This is a genomic window from Nitratireductor sp., assembly GCF_017794765.1.
Classification (GTDB): domain Bacteria; phylum Pseudomonadota; class Alphaproteobacteria; order Rhizobiales; family Rhizobiaceae; genus Nitratireductor.
The window spans coordinates 3,146,102-3,166,272 of sequence record NZ_CP051236.1 but is presented as its reverse complement, the minus strand read 5'-3'; the positions used below and the strand labels follow the sequence as shown (position 1 = coordinate 3,166,272).

Annotated in this window: 17 protein-coding genes; 13 read left to right on the top strand and 4 right to left on the bottom strand. The window is 60.8% G+C overall.

What is annotated here, in order from left to right:
• Positions 1–251 precede the first annotated feature (251 nt).
• The 11 genes from HF949_RS14990 (at position 252) to HF949_RS14940 (ending at position 13,413) form a co-directional block, all read left to right on the top strand.
• Positions 252–1,904, top strand: coding sequence for an ABC transporter substrate-binding protein (locus HF949_RS14990; protein WP_292896577.1), 1,653 nt, complete (start codon positions 252–254; stop codon positions 1,902–1,904).
• A gap of 82 nt (positions 1,905–1,986) precedes the next feature.
• Positions 1,987–3,024: an ABC transporter permease gene (locus tag HF949_RS14985; protein WP_292896575.1), complete on the top strand. Its 1,038-nt coding sequence runs from the start codon at positions 1,987–1,989 to the stop codon at positions 3,022–3,024.
• A 12-nt stretch (positions 3,025–3,036) separates the two neighbouring features.
• Entirely contained in the window at positions 3,037–4,194 is a 1,158-nt protein-coding gene (locus tag HF949_RS14980) for an ABC transporter permease (protein ID WP_292896574.1), read from the top strand.
• Positions 4,195–4,217: 23 nt separating this feature from the next.
• The gene (locus tag HF949_RS14975; protein ID WP_292900230.1) at positions 4,218–6,845 is read left to right on the top strand and encodes a dipeptide ABC transporter ATP-binding protein; all 2,628 of its coding nucleotides are present in this window, start codon (positions 4,218–4,220) and stop codon (positions 6,843–6,845) included.
• A 118-nt stretch (positions 6,846–6,963) separates the two neighbouring features.
• Positions 6,964–7,902, top strand: a complete 939-nt coding sequence (locus HF949_RS14970; RefSeq protein WP_292896572.1) for an SH3 domain-containing protein — start codon at positions 6,964–6,966, stop codon at positions 7,900–7,902.
• Positions 7,903–8,096: 194 nt separating this feature from the next.
• Entirely contained in the window at positions 8,097–9,449 is a 1,353-nt protein-coding gene (locus HF949_RS14965; RefSeq protein ID WP_292896570.1) for an NAD(P)-dependent oxidoreductase, read from the top strand.
• Positions 9,450–9,463: 14 nt separating this feature from the next.
• On the top strand, positions 9,464–10,774 hold the full coding sequence (gene preA, locus HF949_RS14960) for an NAD-dependent dihydropyrimidine dehydrogenase subunit PreA (RefSeq protein ID WP_292896568.1): 1,311 nt from the start codon (positions 9,464–9,466) through the stop codon (positions 10,772–10,774).
• Between the two features lie 190 nt (positions 10,775–10,964).
• Positions 10,965–11,456: an RrF2 family transcriptional regulator gene (locus tag HF949_RS14955; RefSeq protein ID WP_292896566.1), complete on the top strand. Its 492-nt coding sequence runs from the start codon at positions 10,965–10,967 to the stop codon at positions 11,454–11,456.
• A 36-nt stretch (positions 11,457–11,492) separates the two neighbouring features.
• Positions 11,493–11,960, top strand: coding sequence for a carboxymuconolactone decarboxylase family protein (locus tag HF949_RS14950; protein WP_292896564.1), 468 nt, complete (start codon positions 11,493–11,495; stop codon positions 11,958–11,960).
• A gap of 42 nt (positions 11,961–12,002) precedes the next feature.
• Positions 12,003–12,377 (top strand): DoxX family protein, encoded by a 375-nt coding sequence (locus HF949_RS14945; RefSeq protein WP_292896562.1) that lies wholly within the window; start codon positions 12,003–12,005, stop codon positions 12,375–12,377.
• Positions 12,378–12,468: 91 nt separating this feature from the next.
• Entirely contained in the window at positions 12,469–13,413 is a 945-nt protein-coding gene (locus HF949_RS14940) for a DMT family transporter (protein ID WP_292896560.1), read from the top strand.
• 2 nt (positions 13,414–13,415) lie between these two features.
• On the opposite strand, the gene HF949_RS14935 is transcribed toward HF949_RS14940, so the two are convergent.
• The 4 genes from HF949_RS14935 to paaI are packed head-to-tail and all read right to left on the bottom strand — an operon-like array spanning position 13,416 to position 16,753.
• Complete coding sequence (locus HF949_RS14935; protein ID WP_292896558.1) at positions 13,416–14,306, bottom strand: PaaX family transcriptional regulator; 891 nt, start codon at positions 14,304–14,306, stop codon at positions 13,416–13,418.
• A gap of 40 nt (positions 14,307–14,346) precedes the next feature.
• Positions 14,347–14,943 (bottom strand): TetR/AcrR family transcriptional regulator, encoded by a 597-nt coding sequence (locus HF949_RS14930; RefSeq protein ID WP_292896556.1) that lies wholly within the window; start codon positions 14,941–14,943, stop codon positions 14,347–14,349.
• Between the two features lie 43 nt (positions 14,944–14,986).
• Complete coding sequence (gene paaK / locus HF949_RS14925) at positions 14,987–16,297, bottom strand: phenylacetate--CoA ligase PaaK (RefSeq protein ID WP_292896554.1); 1,311 nt, start codon at positions 16,295–16,297, stop codon at positions 14,987–14,989.
• Positions 16,298–16,315: 18 nt separating this feature from the next.
• Entirely contained in the window at positions 16,316–16,753 is a 438-nt protein-coding gene (gene paaI / locus HF949_RS14920) for a hydroxyphenylacetyl-CoA thioesterase PaaI (protein WP_292900228.1), read from the bottom strand.
• Between the two features lie 115 nt (positions 16,754–16,868).
• On the opposite strand from paaI, the gene HF949_RS14915 reads away from it, so the two are divergent.
• Entirely contained in the window at positions 16,869–18,107 is a 1,239-nt protein-coding gene (locus HF949_RS14915; protein ID WP_292896552.1) for a cytochrome P450, read from the top strand.
• A gap of 17 nt (positions 18,108–18,124) precedes the next feature.
• Positions 18,125–20,158, top strand: coding sequence for a phenylacetic acid degradation bifunctional protein PaaZ (paaZ, locus tag HF949_RS14910; RefSeq protein WP_292896550.1), 2,034 nt, complete (start codon positions 18,125–18,127; stop codon positions 20,156–20,158).
• The last annotated feature ends 13 nt before the right edge of the window (positions 20,159–20,171 follow it).

Sequence of the window (20,171 nt, the reverse complement as noted above, 5' to 3'; positions counted from 1 at the left end):
AATCAGCAGGCCGGGGCGGATCCGGGACAGCGTGCTTCCCGAAGTCAAGATTTGTCAGGATTAAATCGTACCTATTGTTGCGAAATCGGCTCTTCGTGTAATTTTTGCGGCAATACTGTCGCAAATCCGTCATTGAGATTGTCGAAAAAGTTGCAGAATTTGCCTCTCGAACCCCGGGGAATTTTGACATCGGGGGCGGGATGGGAAATGCTAATGGCGAACCGAAAACGGCAGATAATGGGAGTGCGTCGATGACGTTTTTCAAGAGCAATGGCGAGAAGGTGCCGGCCCGCGTCGCCGATATGGCGAATGAGGCACGTGCCGGCAGAATGGACCGGCGTGAGTTTCTTGCGCTCGCAAGCGCGCTCGGCGCATCGACGGCAGCAGCTTACGGTATGCTCGGCCTGGCAGCCCCCAGACATGCAATGGCTCAGGAGCCGAAAAAGGGCGGCATACTGCGCGTCGCCATGTTCATCAAGGACCCGAAAGATCCGCGCACGGCCGACTGGTCGGAAATCGCCAACGCCATGCGCCAGACGCTCGAGCCGCTGGTGAAGTACACCCGCGATTTCACCTTTGAGGGCAAGCTTCTCGAAAGCTGGGAAGTCAACGACGATGCAACCGAGTACATCCTTCACGTGCGTCCGGGCGTTACCTGGAACAATGGCGACGCCTTCACCGCCGATGACGTGATCTACAACTTCAACCGCTGGTGCGACCAGACCGTGGAGGGCAACTCCATGCCGGCCCGCATGGCTTCCCTCGTTGATTCTGAGACCAAAAAGGCGCGCGAGGGGGCCATCGAAAAGGTCGATGACATGACGGTGAAGCTGAACCTGTCGGCACCTGATATTTCCATCATTCCCGGCATGTCGGACTATCCGGCACTTATCGTTCACCCAAGCTTCGACGAAACGGGCCGCGATTTCGTCGCCAATCCCATTGGCACCGGTCCCTTCGAGCTCGTGTCCTACGAGGTTGGCAACCGAGTGGAACTCAAGAAGCGGGCGGATGGCAAGTGGTGGGGCGGCGAAGCCTATCTCGATGGCATTGAGTTCATCGATTACGGCACGGACCCCTCCGCGACCGTCAGTGCCTTTGAATCCGGAGAAATCCACACCAATTACGAAACGACTGCCGATTTCGTGGATATTATGGACTCTCTGGGGCTGGTGAAATCGGAGGTCACCACGGCAACAACGATCGTGGCGCGCACCAATGTCGACAATGCGCCCTATGACGACGAGAAGGTGCGCCGCGCCCTGCAGCGTGCCGTCGACAACACGACGGTTCTGGCGCTCGGCTACAACAATGCCGGCGAGGTGGCCGAGAACCATCATGTCTGCCCGATCCACCCCGAATATGCCGAACTGCCCAGGCTGGAACGCAATCTGGACGAGGCCAAGGCCCTGATGGAAGAAGCCGGCCAGATGGATTATGAGCACGAGCTCATCACCGTGGACGAGGACTGGCACAAGAACACGGGTGACGCCATTGCCGCCCAGTTGCGCGAGGCTGGCTTCAAGGTGAAGCGCACGGTGCTGCCCGGCTCCACTTTCTGGAACGACTGGACCAAGTATCCCTTCTCGATGACCAACTGGAACATGCGTCCGCTGGGCATTCAGGTCGTGGCACTCGCCTATCGCACGGGCGAGGCGTGGAACGAATCCGCCTACTCCAACCCGGAGCTCGACAAGCTGATCGAGGAGGCGCTGGCCATTCCCGATCCCGACAATCGCCGCGAGGTGATGAAAAAGATCGAGGAGATCATCCAGGGCTCGGGCATCATTCTCCAGCCCTACTGGCGCAAACTTTACAACCACTCGGTGGAGGCCGTGAAGAACCACGGCATGCACCAGACCTTCGAGATCGATCTGGAAAAGGTCTGGCTCGACGAGGGCTGAGACCGGACTTCAGGGGGGCCGAGAGGCCCCCTCTTGCGCAGGCAATCAATAACAACCTCCGGATACGGGGGAAGGGGAAACCGTGCTTGGGTTTATTCTGAGACGTCTGGGCGTCATGGCATTGACGATGCTGTGTCTGACCCTTGTCGTTTTCTTCCTGGTCAACCTGGAACCGAACCTCAAAAAGCTGGCGATCAGCCAGCTCGACATGCGCTCCTCCGCTGAGGAGCTGGAAAGCTGGTTGCAGAAAAACGGCTATCGCCAGAATTTTTTCGTGCGCTATGGCCAGTGGCTGGGTGTCGTACAGAAGCAGCCAAATATCGATCCGGAAACGGGTGTGTCTTCACCACGGTTTTCTTATTGTGATGAACCCGCGGAGCCATATTACGGCGGCATTCTGCAGGGGGATTTCGGCTGCTCGACCAAGTTCAAGGTCCCTGTTGCGGAAAAGCTTTTCCCGGCACTCGGCGCTACCGGGATCCTGATGTTCTGGGTGATGGTGGTGATGGTTCCGGTGGCACTTCTGATCGGCGTCCTGGCCGGGATGCGGGAGGGAACGCGAACGGATCGCACGCTCTCCGTCGCCTCGATCGCGACCACGGCGACGCCCGAGTACGTGTCCGGCGTGATCTTCGCGGTCATCTTCGCCTCATGGCTCGGATGGCTCAATGGGTCGGCCGCGACCGCGACAAGGCAGGGTATCTCCTTCTACAATTTCACCCTGCCAGTGATGACGATGGCGATTTACGGCATCGGCTATATCGCGCGCATGACACGGGCCTCCATGGTGGAGGTCATGACGCAGCAATATATCCGTACCGCCCGCCTCAAGGGGCTGGGCTTCCGCGCCGTGGTGATCAAGCACGCGCTGCGCAATGCGCTGATCGCACCCTTCACGGTCATCATGCTGCAGTTTCCCTGGCTTCTGACCGGTGTCGTCATCGTCGAGGTTATGTTCCGCTATCAGGGCTTTGGCTTCACCCTGGTGGAGGCGGCAAGCAACAACGATATCGATCTGCTTTTAGGCTGTTCTCTGGTGTCGGTCTTCGTCGTCCTGTCCACGCAGCTCATTTCGGATGTGGGCTATGCCTATCTCAACCCACGCATTCGCGTGCAATAGGGAGGACGCGCGATGCAGGTAGAAACCCTTGGTATCCTTGGCATCATTTTCGGCGTATTGGCGCGCTTCTGGCCGGTGTGGATCGCGCTGGCCATCATCCTGTTCTTCAGCCTGCGTTTTCGTGAACGCCTCGGCCTCTACGGTCAGCTCTTTGAGACGGGTGTCGGCGTCGCCGGTGTTCTGATCTGCTTTTTCTGGCTGTTCACGGCAATTTTCGCGGGCACGGTCGCACCCTTTGATCCGCTGGCGCAGTTTCCGATCATGAAGAACGTCCTGCCCGGCGCCATTGAGCCGGAAAGCGGACAGGCCTTTCTGTTCGGCGGCGACCGGCTGGCGCGCGACGTGTTCTCGCGCATGGTCCATGGCAGCCAGATCGTTCTCATCATTGCGCCTGCGGCGACGCTGTTCGCGCTGATGGTGGGCACCACGCTTGGCCTGCCGGCCGGCTATTATGGCGGGCGGATCGACAGTTTTCTGTCGTTCCTCGCCAATCTGGTCCTCGCCTTCCCGGTCATCCTGCTTTTCTATCTTCTGGTAACGCCGGGAATCCGCGAGACGCCCATTCCGCAATGGATGGCGGGCGTGTTCTTCATCTTCCCGATCGTGTTTTTCGTGACGCTCTTCTGGACGCGCTATCGCAGCCGTCCGCAGCTTCTGGCGATCCAGCTTGCCGTGACATTGCTCATCGGCGGCTGGGCTTATGTGGGCCTTGTGTTCGATGCCGATCCGCTCGGCATCATCTCGATCAGTTCCAACCAGCTCAACATTTTCGTGGCGGTGGTCTTTGCCTCGTCTCCGGGGGTGTTTCGCATCGTGCGCGGGCTGGTGATGGACATCAAGACACGAGACTATGTGGCAGCTGCCCAGACACGTGGCGAGACGCCCTGGTACATCATGCTTTGGGAGGTGCTGCCCAATGCGCGCGGTCCGCTCATTGTCGATGTGTGCCTGCGCATTGGCTATACGACCATCCTTCTTGGCACGCTCGGCTATTTCGGCCTCGGTCTCGCGCCTGAAAGCCCTGACTGGGGCACGGGCATCAAGGAATCGAGCCGTCTGCTCAGGGCCTATGTTCATCCGGCGCTGCCGCCCGTTTTTGCCCTCATGTCCTTCGTGCTCGGGCTGAACCTGCTTGCCGACGCGCTGCGTGAACAATCGCTGAAGGATTGAGGATGAACACTGAGAGCGACGCCATGAACGAAGCCATCAGCATCACACGCGGCCGGAAAAGCGGTAAGCCGATCCTCGAAATCGAAAACCTCTCCATCTCCTTCTTCACCCGTGCCGGCGAAATCCCGGCGGTGATGGATTTTTCCTGCGAGGTCATGCCCGGCGAGGCGATGGGCATCGTTGGTGAATCCGGTTGCGGCAAGTCGACCGTCTCGCTCGGCATCATGCGCGACCTGTCCAATGTCGGCCAGATCGTCGGCGGCCGCATCAGGTTCAAGGGCCGCGACATGGCCGAGATGAGCGAGGAGGAGCTGCGCCAGATCCGCGGCAATGAGATCGCCATGATCTATCAGGAGCCGATGGCGAGCCTCAACCCGGCCATGAAGATCGGCCAGCAGCTCATGGAAGTGCCGCTCATTCACGACAATGTCTCGAAGGAGGAGGCGCGGCGCCGGGCGCTGGAAATGGTTGAGGCGGTGCGCCTGCCGGACCCCGAACGCATGATGCGGTCCTATCCACACCAGCTTTCCGGCGGCCAGCAGCAGCGCATCGTCATCGCCATGGCGCTCCTGTCGAAGCCGGCGCTGCTGCTGCTGGATGAGCCGACGACCGCGCTCGACGTGACCGTCGAGGCGGGCATTGTCGAACTGGTGAAGGGGCTCGGGAAGAAATACGGCACGTCGATGATCTTCGTGTCGCACAATCTGGGCCTTATCCTCGAAACCTGTGACCGTGTAACAGTGATGTATTCGGGCGAGGCGGTGGAGACGGGCCGCGTCGAAGACGTGTTCGACCGGATGCGCCATCCCTATACGCAGGGGCTGTTCCGCTCCATCCCGCTGCCGGGCGCCGACAAGAATGAGCGGCCCCTGATTGCCATTCCCGGCCAGTTGCCGCTGCCGCATGAGCGCCCGAAGGGCTGCAATTTCGGCCCGCGCTGTCAGCATTTCAAGGAGGGCCTGTGCGATGCAGGCGAGGTGCCGATGCTGCCGGTCGAAGGGCATGAGCGGCACCATTCCCGCTGCCTCCGGTTTGATGAGATTGACTGGAATGCGCTGCCGGAAGGCGCGCTGGAAGACAAGGAACCGATCGAGCCCGGCAAGCCGATGCTGCGCATCGAAAATCTCAAGAAATACTATCACGTGGCCGCCAACGGCATTTTTGGTGGCGGCGACACCAAGACCGTCAAGGCCAATGAGCAGATCAGCTTTGAGGCGCGGGAATCCGAAACCGTTGCGATTGTTGGCGAATCCGGTTGCGGAAAATCGACACTCGCCAAGGTGCTTCTCGGGCTCGAGACGGCAACGGATGGCGAGGTGGTGCTTGCAAACGATCCCATACAGTCGACGCCTGTCGAAGACCGGGACACCGGCACGGTCGCCGGCATCCAGATGGTGTTTCAGAACCCGTTCGACACACTCAATCCGAGCCACTCTGTGGGGTCGCAGATCGTGCGCACACTGGAGAAGTTCAACATCGGCAAGACGCTGGCCGACCGCAGACAGCGCATGCTGGAACTGCTCGATCTGGTAAAGCTGCCACGCGCCTTTGCAGAGCGCATGCCGCGCCAGCTTTCCGGCGGGCAGAAGCAGCGCATCGGTGTCGCCCGCGCCTTTGCCGGCAACGCCAAGGTGGTGGTGGCGGACGAGCCCGTCTCCGCGCTCGACGTTTCCGTGCAGGCGGCGGTGACCGAGCTTCTGATGGACATTCAGCGCAAGAACAAGACCACCATGCTGTTCATCAGCCATGACCTTTCTGTCGTGCGCTATCTGGCCGACCGGGTGGTCGTCATGTATCTCGGCCATATCGTGGAGCAGGGGACGACCGACCAGATATTCGCGCCGCCCTATCACCCCTATACGGAGGCGCTGCTCTCGGCGATCCCGATTGCCGATACGTCTGTCCGCAAGAAGCATATCGTGCTTGAAGGCGACATACCCTCGGCGATGAACCCGCCCTCGGGTTGCCCGTTCCAGACACGATGCCGCTACAAGGATCTGGTGCCGGACGGCAAGTGCGAGCGTGAGGTGCCGCCCCTGAAGGATCTCGGCGACGGGCATTTCAGCCTTTGCTGGCTGGATGACGAAACGCTGAGTTCCATGGAGCCGGTGATCAGTTTCGATGCGCCCGGCGAAACTGCCAACACAGCCAGGACAGCACGCCGGAAGGGCCGGGCGAAGGCGGCAGATCAGAAGCCAAAGGCGAAGGGTGAGATCCGGCCGATGGCCGGAGGGCGAAGGCCGGTGAGGGCGTCTGCGGCTGGTCCTTCAGCCGTGCCGGGCTCCTCCTCGCCAAAACGGGTGCAGGCCGAGGCCGGAGGTGGGCGACAGGCCGCCTCCACCCGCGTGAAACCGGCAACCGCGAAGAGGGCGAAAGATGCGAAGCCCGCCCGCATGCGCAAACCTGCAAAGCCCGATGATCTGAAGCTGATTTCCGGCGTGGGACTGAAACTGGAAGCGCGGCTCAATGAGCTTGGGGTCTTCACCTTTGCGCAGATCGCGGCCTGGAAGAAGGCCGAGCGCGAGTGGGTGGACGATCACCTCAACTTCAAGGGCCGGATCGAGCGCGACGAGTGGGTGAAGCAGGCCAAGGCGCTCGCGAAGGGGGGTGTCGAGGAATATATGCGGGTGTTCGGCAAGAAGCCGCGCTGATCCCGATCCTGCAACGTATTTTAAGCGATCTCTTCTGGATATCGTTACGACTTTGCATCACTTTGCGCGGGCCAGTTCACGCGCAATGGAGAGTCGCTTGCCTGCCCGGATTGTTCAGATGTTACTTGTCCTGCTGGCTCTGGCAGGTTTGTCGATCCCGTTCTCGGGTTCAGCTCATGCCCAGCGTGGCGTCGCCGCGGAGGCAACTGCCGATGTGAAGATGCGCGAAGGGCCGGGGAGGCGCTATCGCGCCGTGCTCACCATCCCGCGCGGGGCACGTGTTTCGACGTTGCGATGTACCCGACGTTATGAGTGGTGCGAGGTCGGGTATGCCGCGCGAAAAGGATGGGTCTCTGCCCGTTATCTGCGCGATACCAGTTCGCGCTATCGCGATCGCCCCATTTCCGATGTCGGTGCGCTCATCGGACTGGAGATTTTCGATTTCGTGATGCGTGAATTGCAAGGGCGAAATGGAGACGAACCGTTTGACGAGGTAGCAGGAGCTGGCGGTGATCGTCGTCCGACACCGCGCAATGCCTGCTTCTATGACCGCCCGAATTTCAGGGGACGCCAATATTGTGTGGGGATAGGCAATGACGCCCGCGTTGTCGCGCCCGGGTGGCGAGGGCGCATAGCCTCGGTTCGTGTGGGGCAGCGCACCACGGTCGAGATCTGTTCGCGCCCTGGCCATGATGGACGCTGCAGTCTGCTCACGCGTGATGTGCCGTTCGTGCGCAGCGGCCATGCGGTATCGTCTTTCCGTGTGCTCCGTCGGCGCGCAGGGGATGAACCCGATGTAGAGCCGGTGCGTCGGGCGTGCTTTTTTGAACGTGTGGAGTTTCGCGGCGCGAGCATCTGTTTCGACGCAGGAGATGGGAGCGCGGCACTGCCGCGTGAATGGGTACGGCGCATCGCTTCGGTGCGTCTTGAAGGCGGTGCACAAGCGCGCATCTGTGAACGACGCAACTATAGCGGCTGGTGTGAAACGGTTGAGCGCAGCATGCGCCGCCTGAGAGACTTCTACAATGACGATATTCGCTCCATCGAAGTCTATTGATGTTGCCTTGATGATCGCTCGTCCAGATGCGCCGGCCTATGGGCCGGCGTTCTCTTTGAAGTCTCTGCATTTTAAAACATGATTTTTGTAATCATATTAATAATCAAAGAGATACGGCCGCTCAGAAATTTGACCGATTGATAAAAAAATGAAACTGCGTTAGCCTTTCCCCAATAATAAAAGGGGAATACGGAATGGCTGATGGTCTCTATGCGGACGGCATCGCCGCCGGCCGCCTTTCCGGCGAGGAGTACGAGAGGAACTTCTCCGACCTGCATCCACCGCTCGACCGCCATGAGGCGGCCGTGGAGGCGGATCGCTGCTACTTCTGCTTCGATGCGCCGTGCATGACGGCGTGTCCGACATCAATCGACATACCCATGTTCATCCGCCAGATCGCGACGGACAATCCGCTGGGCTCTGCCAGGACGATCTTTGATCAGAACATTCTTGGCGGAATGTGCGCCCGCGTTTGCCCGACGGAGACGCTGTGCGAAGAAGCCTGCGTGCGCGAGGAGGCAGAGGGCAAGCCGGTGCAGATCGGCCGGTTGCAACGCTATGCGACCGACGCAGCGATGGCCGCAGGCGCACAGTTTTATGAGCGCGCTGCGCCAACCGGCAAGCGGGTTGCCATTGTCGGAGCGGGTCCTGCGGGGCTTGCCTGTGCCCATCGTCTGGCCATGCACGGGCATGACGTCACGATCTTCGAGGCAAGGCCGAAGCCCGGCGGTCTCAACGAGTTCGGCATTGCCGCCTACAAGACACCGGACGGGTTCGCCCAGGCCGAGGTGGACTATGTGATGGCGATTGGCGGCATCACGCTTGAGGAAGGCAAGGCGCTGGGGCGGGACTTTTCTCTCGGTGACCTTAGCCGGGATTTCGACGCCGTGTTTCTCGGCATGGGGCTGGCCGGCGTCAACGCGCTCGGCGCGGACGGCGAAGATGTGGAAGGTGTTGAGAGTGCGGTGGATTATATCGCACATCTGCGTCAGGCGCAGGATCTCGCCAGCCTGCCGGTCGGTCGCCGTGTCGTCGTGATCGGCGGCGGGATGACGGCTATCGATGCTGCCGTTCAGGCGCGGCTTCTGGGCGCCGAGGAGGTGACGATCTGCTATCGCCGGGGCCAGGAACACATGAACGCATCCGAATTCGAGCAGGATCTGGCTGCCTCCAAAGGCGTTGTCATCCGGCACTGGCTGCAGCCTCGGCGCATACTCGCTGAGAATGGCAATGTCACGGGGATCGAACTTGAATACACGGCGTTGAAGGATGGAAAGCTGTCCGGCACCGGTGAGACCCTCACCCTGCGCGCCGATCAGGTGTTCAAGGCCATCGGCCAGTCTTTCGAGCCCGGGGTTCTAAACGGCTCCGGCGCATCGATTGCGCTTGAGGGGCATCGCATCAAGGTCGACGAGGAAGGTCGAACCTCGTTGTCGAAGGTCTGGGCCGGCGGCGACTGCATCGCCGGCGGCGACGATCTCACCGTCTCGGCAGTCGCACAGGGACGTGACGCGGCCGAAAGCATCCATCGCGCATTGGCCGGCTGAGGAGCGAGAAACCCATGGCAGACATTCGCAGCAATTTCGTTGGCATCAAGTCTCCAAATCCCTTCTGGCTTGCTTCCGCACCGCCCACCGACAAGGCCTACAATGTTGAGCGCGCCTTCAAGGCGGGCTGGGGTGGTGTCGTCTGGAAGACGCTTGGCGAGGAGGGGCCACCGGTCGTCAATGTCAACGGACCGCGCTATGGCGCGATCTGGGGTGCAGATCGCCGGCTTCTCGGCCTCAACAATATCGAGCTCATCACCGACCGCGATCTCTATCTGAACCTGCGCGAAATCAAGCAGGTAAAGAAGAACTGGCCTGATCGCGCGCTGATCGTTTCGCTCATGGTGCCGTGTGAGGAGGCTGCCTGGAAGGCGATCCTTCCCTTGGTGGAAGAGACGGAGGCCGACGGCATCGAGCTCAATTTTGGCTGTCCGCATGGCATGAGCGAGCGCGGCATGGGCTCCGCCGTGGGGCAGGTGCCCGAATATGTCGAGATGGTCGTGCGCTGGTGCAAGCAGACCACGCGAATGCCGGTCATCACCAAGCTGACACCGAACATCACCGATGTGCGCAAACCGGCCCGCGCCGCTCATGCCGGCGGCACGGATGCGGTGTCGCTCATCAACACGATCAATTCGATCACGGCGGTTGATCTCGACACTTTTGCACCCGAACCCACAATCGACGGCAAGGGATCTCATGGCGGCTATTGCGGTCCTGCGGTCAAACCCATAGCGCTCAACATGGTGGCTGAGATCGCGCGCGATCCCGAGACTGCCGGTCTACCTATTTCCGGCATCGGCGGTATCACAACATGGCGCGATGCGGCCGAGTTCCTTGCTCTCGGGGCAGGGACGGTGCAGGTGTGCACCGCCGCCATGACCTATGGCTTCAAGATCGTCGAGGAAATGATCGAGGGGCTCGAAAACTGGATGGACGCCAAGGGGCATGCCACGCTTGATGATGTGATCGGTCGGGCGACGCCTAATGTGACCGATTGGCAGTATCTCAATTTGAACTACGTCACCAAGGCACGGATCGATCAGGATCAGTGCATCAAATGCGGACGGTGCCACATCGCCTGCGAGGACACGTCGCACCAGGCGATCACCGCCATGGTGGACGGAAAACGCCATTTCGAGGTGATCGAAGAGGAATGTGTCGGCTGCAATCTCTGTGTCAATGTTTGCCCGGTGGAAGGCTGTATCGACATGGTGCCGCTGGCCGCCGGTGCGCTCGACAAGCGCACGGGTGAGACGGTTCAGCCCGTCTATGCCAACTGGACGACGCATCCCAACAACCCGGCCAAAGTGGCTGCGGAATAGCGGGAGACGGCGGCGGCATACTGCCGCCGTCCTTTCGATGTTCCCTTTGCGCTAACCCTGGTGCAACTAAACGCCTTACCCGATAGAGGAAAAATCACGGACATCTGTCAGGAGATGGCAGCTACCGATTTATTCTTATTGTAGATATTTAAAATCCAGGATATTAATTATCCATAATAGGGAGATTGGAATGAAACTGAGCGAAGGTGTCGAGGCAGCAATTCATTGTGCCACGCTTCTTGCGCAGCTTGATGAGGGGCGAACCATGCCCGCCAGTGCGCTTGCCGAATATCACGGTCTTTCACAAAGCTATCTCCTGAAACATCTCAAGCAGCTCACGGCGGCGGGCCTTCTGGAGTCCGTCCCCGGTCCGCATGGCGGCTACCGGTTGGCGCGTTCTGCGGATGCGGTCACGCTGCTTGATGTGGTGTTGGCCATCGAGGGTCCCAAGCCCGCCTTTCGCTGCGCGGAAATCCGCCAGCGCGGGCCGGGGGCTCTGGATCGGAAGGCCTATGCGAAACCATGCGGTATCAACGCTGCCATGCTGCGGGCCGAGCAGGCTTACCGCGCCGAACTTCGCAAGACGCGGCTTTCAGATGTGATTTCCGACTATCAGGCGAGCGCGGATCCCCGTTCGCTCGCTTTTGGCTGCGCCTTTGTGGAGCGCCATCAACGTCCATAGGGCTGTGCCCGCATTTAAGAAGAGAAGGACACGACCATGCAGGAACGTCTGAACTACATGAAAACTCAGCCCGAACTGATCGGCGCCGTGCTTGATCTGAAGAAGGCCGTGGATAAATCCGGGCTTGATCGCGGGTTGATCCATCTGGTGAACCTGCGCGCATCGCAGATTAATGGTTGCAGCTATTGCGTCGACATGCATACGCGCGAGGCGCGGAGGGATGGCGAGAGCGAACAACGTGTTCATCTCGTATCGGCCTGGCGGGAATCGCCCCTGTTTACGGATCGGGAGCGCGCGGCCCTCGCGTGGACCGAACGTCTCACCAGGATTTCCGATGGACCGGTGGAGGATGAGATCTATGAAAACATGCTCGAGCATTTTTCTGAAGCGGAGCTGGTGCAGCTCACGGTTCTGGTCGGCCTGATCAATGTCTGGAACCGGATTGCCATACCGTTTCGTTCCGTACACCCGGTCATTCCGGATGCCGTGCGGGAGGTAGCGTAGGGATGTTGCGGCCAATTTATCTGCAAATGATTGGGGTCGATCATGTTTGAAGCAGTACCAGCGTTCATTCCCGTTCTGGGGCGTCTGCTTCTTGGTGGAGCCTTCGTCTTCGCAGGATTGCGCAATTTGGGCAGTATGCCCTTTCTGACGGACGCTCTTCGCGCGCGTGGGGTGCCTCTGGCTTCATTGGTGCTGATGACCGGTATTGCGATCCAGTGCGTGGCCGGGTTCCTGCTGATCCTCGGTCTGTATTCCGCATTTGCCGCATTGGCGTTGATTGCGTTCCTGATTGTTGCAACCCTCATCTTTCACAATTTCTGGGATTATCAGGGGGAGGAGCGGGTCGCTCACCTCAATGGTGTGATCACCAACACGGCACTTGCGGGGAGTTTTCTGCTGGCCTTGGCCAATGGCTGATCACCTGGCGATAATCTTGCAAAGTGCCCGCAAACCGGTTTCGGTTTGCGGGCCTTTTCTTTAAAGACTGGGGGGATAAGGGGAGGCGGGCTTGACCGACACCGTGGACACGAAAGCGGCGCGCCGCGCTGCGCACCGCACAAGCGCGACAGGGGCACAAAAGCGCCTCGGACATCTGGCCATGCTCGGCTTCGCATCGCTGGTCGCCGTGTCGTTTTCGCTGGGCGCGCTTGCAGTGCCGCATATTGGCCCAATGGCGCTCAATGCAGCTCGATTCCTGATCGGGATCATGTTCATGGGTATGGTCGTCAAGGTGGTGCTGCGCCAGCCTTTGCCTGTCCCGCGCTCGCCCTGGCGTTTTGTCATCCTTGGCGGGTTGATGGCGTTTTATTTCGTCAGCATGTTCATGGCGCTGCGTGTCACGAATCCCGTTTCCACCGGTGCCATCTTCACGCTGATGCCGCTTCTGAGCGCATTCTTTGGCTTTCTGATCCTGCGTCAGGTGCCGCGCGGCTGGGTCATTCCGAGCCTGATCCTTGCCGGGCTGGGATCTGTCTGGGTCATCTTTGACGGAAACATCGAGGCAATGCGCCGCTTCGACCTGGGGAAGGGGGAAGTGATTTTCTTCGCCGGCGTGGTGGCGCACGCCGCCTATGCATCGCTGGTTCGGTTCTACAATCGCGGAGAACCGGTCATCGCTTTCACCTTCTGGACGCTCCTGGCAACCGGCATCCTGATTGCCCTGTTCGGCGTTGGAGAAATCATCGCAACGGATTGGTCCGATTTGCCTCCGATCGCCTGGGTCACGATCGTCTATCTGGCAATCTTCACCACGGCCGGCACATTCTTCCTGCTGCAATTTGCAGCTTTGCGGCTCCCGGCCTCCAAAGTGCTTGCCTACAATTATCTGACCCCGACATTGATCATTCTGATCGAGGGGTTGCTGGGCCATGGATGGGCAAGCCTCTCCGTCATGGCAGGCGCAGTTCTCACCATCTTTGGATTGATCATTCTGGCGTTGTCGCCCGAAAGGTAAACCTATCCAACGAAGCGGCGCTGGAAGGTGCCGGCGTTCCTGAGAGGCGGCAGGCCCGTCTGATCAAGCCAGCGCTCACTGGGCGCGACAAGCCGGCGATAGATCTCGTGAACCAGGCTCCTCGCCTCTTCTCCGGGCCAGTCCTTCGGCAGGAGAGCCATTGGCAGGCCGGGATCGCGCAGGACGATCCGTCGCCAGTCATGGATGAGCAGGGTTCGCGCGGCCATCGCGTCGACTGGGTTTGGAAGCGGGGCAGTAGCAAGGCTCTCAGCCAGCGGCGCATATTCGGCAACCAGTTCGCGATAGGCGCCAGCGATCTCGTCTGAGGGCCAGAGGTTTCGCAGCATTTCGGGGTGCTCGGCGCTGGAGCCGTGGATCACCAGCATCTCGCTCAAAGGAGCATCGCCGGGTGCCGTGCCGTCGCGTGGCTCAACGGTGCGTGGAAGGAGATAGATTCCATCGGCGATCTTGAGAAATCCGCCGTCCTTCAGGGTGGCATCATGCACGCCATTGCTGCCGGGTGCGGCGATAGCAACAGTCCACGAACCATCCCAGGCGGGTGGCCCGGCCGCATAGATGCGACGGGTCGCAAGATCAAAGGCGTGCTGACCGTGCTTGTCGAGGGAGAAAAAGGAGTTGCGGCCGCGTCGCTCGCGCACCACCCAGCCGTCGCTGGCAAGTCGCGACATGGCCGTGCGCAGGGCTCCCGCCTCAATGCCAAGCCGCGCCATGACCTCCTGAAGTCCCGCAAGGGGCGCTTCGCCGCCGCGCGGCACAATGGCGTCGCCGAACAGGGTGATGACCAGAGACCAGACACGAGCACGCCCACGCTGATGCAGACGATCGATCAGGTCGGCAAGGGCAGTTTCGGCAGGTTCTGCAGGCACATCCATCTGCTTCAAATGCCATGGGATCGCGGGGCGGGCAAGACCGTCAGTCGAGCTCGGACACCCCGCTCACAAGCAGATGGGTGGCGAGCTTCGCATAGTCCTGTCTTGAAATTCCTCGGTCCTCGCGAAACCACATATAAAACCAGTTGAGCATGCCGAAGAGGCTCATTGTCACCGGTTTCAAGAGCGGTCTGTTGTCGAAGGCCGTGGGATTAACCTGACGCACGGCTTCGGCGAAGATCGCCACCAATTGCCGCTCCAACGCTTTCAACTGCTCCTGTTGTGCCTCGGGGAGAAGCTGGAGGCCGGAAAGCTGAACGCGGTGCTCGTTGTCGGCGTCGCGATAGGCTTCGAGCAGGGCAATGACAAGCTGTTGGAGCCGGGCACGGGGTTCAGCCGCAGCATCGTCTGCTTCTTCCACCGCCTCCACCAGTTCCTGAAGATGTGTCTCGATGATGTCGAAGAGCAGGGCTTCCTTGGAGGCGTAGTAGTGGTAGAGCAGCGCCTTGGAGACGCCCAGTTCCGTTGCAAGCTGGTTCATCGAGGCCCGGTCATAACCGTCGCGTGCGAAAATGCGCGCAGCGCCATGCAGCATGGCGTCGCGCTTGTCGTCGTAATCCTTGGCGCGGGTGCGGGCCATCAGTTTCCTTCGAAATCTGGATGCTTGGGAATTTTGGGTGAGATCACTGTTTTACCCGCCTGTCGATAATGCGTACGGCCTTGCCCTGGCTGCGGGCCACCCCGCCCGGATCGGTCGCATTGACGCGCACCGTCACACCGACCACATCCTTGATGCGTTCGCCGAGCTGGCGGCAGGCGGCGAGGCGGACATCCTCGCCTGCCTCAAGCGAGGCCATTTCCACATGGATCGTCATCGCGTCCATGCGGCCTTCCTGCGTGAGCTCGATCTGGAAGTGCGGCGCGAGGCCCGTCACAGTCAGAATCTGTTCCTCGATCTGGGTCGGGAAGACGTTTACCCCGCGCAGGATCATCATGTCGTCCGAGCGGCCAGTGATCTTTTCCATGCGGCGCATGCTGCGCGCGGTACCCGGAAGAAGTCGCGTCAGGTCGCGGGTGCGGTAGCGCACGATGGGGAAGGCCTCCTTGGTGAGAGAGGTGAACACGAGTTCGCCCATTTCGCCGTCCGGCAGCACTTCGCCCGTCTCGGGATTGATGATTTCAGGGTAGAAGTGGTCTTCCCAGATGTGCAGCCCGTCCTTGGTCTCCACGCATTCGTTGGCCACACCCGGACCCATCACCTCCGACAGGCCGTAAATGTCGACGGCGTGCATGTCGAATGCGTCTTCGATTTCGGCGCGCATGGCGTTGGTCCAGGGCTCGGCACCAAAGATGCCCACCTGCAGCGGGCTCTTGCGCGGGTCGAGACCCTGCGCCCGGTATTCATCCAGGATCGAGAGCATATAAGAGGGAGTGACCATGATGGTCTGCGCCTGAAAATCCTCGATCAGCGTGACCTGGCGTGCCGTCATGCCGCCGGAGGCCGGCACCACGGTGGCCCCAAGCCGTTCCGCGCCGTAATGCGCGCCTAGCCCGCCGGTGAAGAGCCCGTAGCCATAAGCCACATGCACGACATCACCGGGGCGTGTGCCAGACGCGCGGATGGAGCGCGCCATGACTTCGGCCCAGGTCTCGATGTCTTTCTCGGTATAGCCCACCACGGTTGGCTTGCCGGTGGTGCCGGACGAGGCGTGAATGCGCACCACCTTTTCGCGCGGCACGGCAAACATGCCGAAAGGGTAGTTGTCGCGCAGATCGGTCTTCACGGTAAAGGGGAATTTGGAGAGATCGGAGAGCTCTTTCAGGTCGTCGGGATGCACACCGGCGGCGTCAAAACTCTTCCTGTAGTGCGGCACATTCTCATAAGCATGGTTCAGCGACCATTTGAGACGCACCAGCTGCAATGCCTGGATTTCATCGCGCGAGGCGATTTCAATAGGATCCAGTTCTTCTTTTCTTGGGGTCAGGTCTTTCATGTGTCTCTCCCGAAGCTCTCAGGCCTCCTCCTCGAAATGTTTGCCGCTGATAACGCGGGAATTGCCACGAAATTCCGCGATCAGCCTGCCGTCCTGATTTTCAACCCGCACGTCATAAATGCCGGAGCGACCGAACCGCGCAACCTCCCGCGCGACTGCTCTCAGCCGGTCGCCGAGCGTGCCGGGTGCCACGAAGGTGATGGAATTGTGCTGTGCGACAACGATCTGATTGTAGGAGTTGCAGGCAAAGGCGAAGGCCGAATCCGCCAGCGTGAAGATGTAGCCACCATGGCAAATGTCGTGCCCGTTGGTGTGGTGTTTCTCCACCGTCATGGAGAGGGTCGCGCTGCCCGGCGCCACCGCATCGAGGCTGCATCCCAGCCATTTGGACGCATCGTCGCGCGCCCACATCGCCTGCGCGCTGCGCTCCGCGATCTCCTGTGGAGACAGTTGCATTTGTGACATTTAGGCTCCTCCCGAGGCCATCAATGCAATCAGACTTGCATAAACCGACCGGTCGGTCAATAATACTGTTGTGAGGAGGCGGTGGCGCCGCTTCCGGGAGGATAGCATGACGAAAACGGCACAGATCGCTGTGGCGGAAAGCCGAAAACTGGCGGAAGAGTTCGAATTGACGGCATTGCCATCGGGTTTCGTGGATAATCCGTTTGCGGTGTACCACGCGCTTCTGGAGCATGCGCCGTTGAAGCGCTTCTCTGATGGCTCAGTGATGCTTTCACGCCATGCCGATCTCGATCGCGTTTATCGAGACACGAAAACGTTTTCGTCCGACAAGAAGGCCGAGTTTCTGCCGAAATTCGGCGAGACGCCGCTCTATGAGCATCACACAACGAGCCTCGTCTTCAACGACCCGCCGCTGCACACGCGGGTGCGCAAGATCATGATGGGCGCGCTCACGCCGCGCGCGCTGGCAGCCCTTGAACCGGGGCTGATCACGCTGGTCGATGGCCTTCTTGACCGGATGGAAGAGAAGGGTGAGGTTGATCTGATCGAGGATTTCGCCGCGGCGATCCCGGTCGAGGTGATCGGCAATCTGTTCGATATTCCCCATGAAGAACGCGAGCCACTGCGTGACTGGTCACTTGCCATTCTCGGTGCGCTGGAGCCCGTCGTCAGCGACGAGCAACTCAGATGGGGCAACACCTCCGTCACTGATTTCAAGGCCTATCTCAAGGACATCGCCGATGACCGGCGCCACAATCCCGGCGATCCGGCGACAGATGTGCTGACCCGTCTCATCAACGGCAATGACGGGGAGGAACTGTCCGAGGTGGAGCTTCTGCAGAATTGCATCTTCATCCTCAACGCCGGGCACGAGACGACCACGAACCTCATCGGCAACGCGCTTTATGAACTGTTGCAATGGCCGGACGAGAAGGCGCGGCTTGAAGCTGACCCGGACTTGATCGCGACCGCCGTCGATGAGTTCTTGCGGTTCCAGAGCCCCAACCAGCTCGGCAACCGCATGGCGGTGGAACCGGTGGAGTTTTACGGTGAAACCGTGGAGCCCGGCACACCTATCCATCTGTGTATTGGTGCGGCCAATCGCGACCCACGCCAGTTCGCCGATCCCGACAGGCTCGATCTGGGGCGCAAGCCCAACAAGCATCTGGCTTTTGCTGGCGGCCCTCATCTTTGCGCCGGTTTTTCGCTGGCACGCATGGAAGGCCGGATCGGCATCTCTCATTTTCTCAAACGTTTTCCCGGCTACCGGCTGACTGGCGAACCTGAACGCACCGGACGCGTGCGCTTTCGCGGCTTCGCCCGGCTGCCGGCGCGGGTGCGCTGACCAACAAGGAGTGTTCCATGAGCGTGATGCGGCTTGAAAGCTATGCGGCAGGGGCGTGGATTGCGCCCTCGGGCGATCTCAAACCCCTGCGGAGTGCGGTTACCGGCGATGTGGTCGCCGAGCTTGGCTCGCAGAAACTGGATTTCGCCCGCATGGCCGATCATGCCCGACAGGTGGGCGGGCCGGCGCTGCGCGCGATGACGTTCCACGACCGCGCCTTCGCCATCAAGGCGCTGGCGGAGTATCTGAACGACCGCCGCGACGCGCTCTACGAGCTTTCCTATGAGACCGGCGCGACCAAGCCCGACTCGATGATCGACATCGATGGCGGCATCGGTACGCTGTTCGTCTACTCCTCCAAGGCGAGGCGCGAGCTGCCCGACGATCAAGTCTATGTGGATGGCGCGCTGGAGCAGCTTTCCCGCTCCGGAAACTTCGTTGGCCAGCACGTGGCGACCCCGCTTCAGGGCGTGGCCGTCCACATCAACGCCTTCAACTTCCCGGTCTGGGGCATGCTGGAAAAGCTTGCGCCGACGCTGATCGCCGGTGTTCCGGCCATCGTCAAGCCGGCCTCCGCCACCGCGTGGCTCGCCGAAGCCTGTTTCCGCATGATCGTGGAATCGGGTCTGTTCCCGGAAGGCGCGGTGCAGTTCATCGCGGGCTCCACCGGAGACCTGCTCGACCGCCTGACCGGTCAGGACGTGGTGTCCTTCACGGGCTCTGCCTCCACCGCATCCATGCTGCGCGCCAACCCGAAGATCATCGGCAATTCCGTGCGCTTCGTGGCCGAGCAGGATTCGCTCAACGCCTCGGTGCTTGGGCCGGATGCAGCCCCTGGGACACCTGAATTCGATGCCTTCATCAAGGAAGTGCACCGCGAGATGACGGCCAAGGCCGGCCAGAAATGCACCGCCGTGCGCCGTATTTTCGTGCCCGACGCGCACCGCGATGCGGTTACCGACGCGCTCATTGCCCGGCTTGAGAAGACCGTGGTCGGCAATCCGCGCAGCGAAGGCGTGCGGATGGGCGCGCTCGCAAGCCTCGCCCAGCGCGACGACGTTCTTGAGAAGGCGGGCATTCTCGCCACCGAGGCACGCCGTGTGTTTGGCGACCCGGATGCCTTTTCAGTCACCGATGCGGATGCCGGCGCGGGCGCTTTCGTGCCGCCCATGCTGTTCTCCTGCGACGATCCCGATGGTGCTCAGAAGCTGCATTCTGTCGAGGCGTTCGGCCCCGTTTCCACCATCATGCCTTACCGTGATCTCGGCCACGCGCTCAAGCTCGCCAATCGCGGCGAGGGCTCGCTCGTTGCCTCGGTCTTCACACATGATCCGGCGGTTGCCCGGCAGGCGGTGCTGGAGGCGGGCGCATTCCACGGCCGGCTCTATTTCGCCAACCGTGACACCGGCAAGGAGGCGACCGGTCACGGTTCGCCGCTGCCGCACATGGTGCATGGCGGTCCCGGCCGCGCCGGCGGCGGCGAGGAGCTCGGCGGTGTCCGTGGCGTGATGCACTACATGCAGCGCACTGCGATCCAGGCGAGCCCCGACCTCATCGCCGGCATCACCAACCGCTATGTGGCAGGCGCTTCGACCGAGGAGAAAGAGCCGCATCCCTTCCGCCTGACCTTTGGCGAGCTGGAGCCCGGCCGCACGCTCTGGGCCGGTCCGCGTGAGGTGACGCTGGCGGACATCGAGCATTTCGCCGAGTTCACCGGTGATACGTTCTACGCGCATATGGATGAAGAGGCTGCCGCGGCCAATCCGTTCTTCCCCGGCCGGGTTGCACACGGCTATCTGATCCTTTCCTTCGCGGCGGGCTTGTTCGTCGACCCGGCGCCGGGCCCGGTTCTCGCCAATTACGGCCTCGACAATCTGCGCTTCATGAAGCCGGTTTCACCCGGCGACACGCTGAAAGTGCGCCTCACGGTGAAGCAGAAGACGCGCCGCAAGGACGAATATGGTGAAGTGCGCTGGGATGTCGGCGTCTACAATCCGGAAGGCGAGCAGGTTGCCGCCTATGAACTCCTGACGATGAACGCCATGGAGTGACGCTACCGCCAGG

What these genes read in the sequence shown, in the direction of transcription:
- HF949_RS14990 (WP_292896577.1), top strand. Translation starts at nt 252, where the DNA reads ATGACGTTTTTCAAGAGCAATGGCGAGAAGGTGCCGGCCCGCGTCGCC.
- HF949_RS14980 (WP_292896574.1), top strand. Translation starts at nt 3,037, where the DNA reads ATGCAGGTAGAAACCCTTGGTATCCTTGGCATCATTTTCGGCGTATTG.
- HF949_RS14975 (WP_292900230.1), top strand. Translation starts at nt 4,218, where the DNA reads ATGAACGAAGCCATCAGCATCACACGCGGCCGGAAAAGCGGTAAGCCG.
- HF949_RS14970 (WP_292896572.1), top strand. Translation starts at nt 6,964, where the DNA reads ATGTTACTTGTCCTGCTGGCTCTGGCAGGTTTGTCGATCCCGTTCTCG.
- HF949_RS14965 (WP_292896570.1), top strand. Translation starts at nt 8,097, where the DNA reads ATGGCTGATGGTCTCTATGCGGACGGCATCGCCGCCGGCCGCCTTTCC.
- preA (WP_292896568.1), top strand. Translation starts at nt 9,464, where the DNA reads ATGGCAGACATTCGCAGCAATTTCGTTGGCATCAAGTCTCCAAATCCC.
- HF949_RS14955 (WP_292896566.1), top strand. Translation starts at nt 10,965, where the DNA reads ATGAAACTGAGCGAAGGTGTCGAGGCAGCAATTCATTGTGCCACGCTT.
- HF949_RS14950 (WP_292896564.1), top strand. Translation starts at nt 11,493, where the DNA reads ATGCAGGAACGTCTGAACTACATGAAAACTCAGCCCGAACTGATCGGC.
- HF949_RS14945 (WP_292896562.1), top strand. Translation starts at nt 12,003, where the DNA reads ATGTTTGAAGCAGTACCAGCGTTCATTCCCGTTCTGGGGCGTCTGCTT.
- HF949_RS14935 (WP_292896558.1), bottom strand. Translation starts at nt 14,306, where the DNA reads ATGGATGTGCCTGCAGAACCTGCCGAAACTGCCCTTGCCGACCTGATC.
- HF949_RS14930 (WP_292896556.1), bottom strand. Translation starts at nt 14,943, where the DNA reads ATGGCCCGCACCCGCGCCAAGGATTACGACGACAAGCGCGACGCCATG.
- paaK (WP_292896554.1), bottom strand. Translation starts at nt 16,297, where the DNA reads ATGAAAGACCTGACCCCAAGAAAAGAAGAACTGGATCCTATTGAAATC.
- paaI (WP_292900228.1), bottom strand. Translation starts at nt 16,753, where the DNA reads ATGCAACTGTCTCCACAGGAGATCGCGGAGCGCAGCGCGCAGGCGATG.
- HF949_RS14915 (WP_292896552.1), top strand. Translation starts at nt 16,869, where the DNA reads ATGACGAAAACGGCACAGATCGCTGTGGCGGAAAGCCGAAAACTGGCG.
- paaZ (WP_292896550.1), top strand. Translation starts at nt 18,125, where the DNA reads ATGAGCGTGATGCGGCTTGAAAGCTATGCGGCAGGGGCGTGGATTGCG.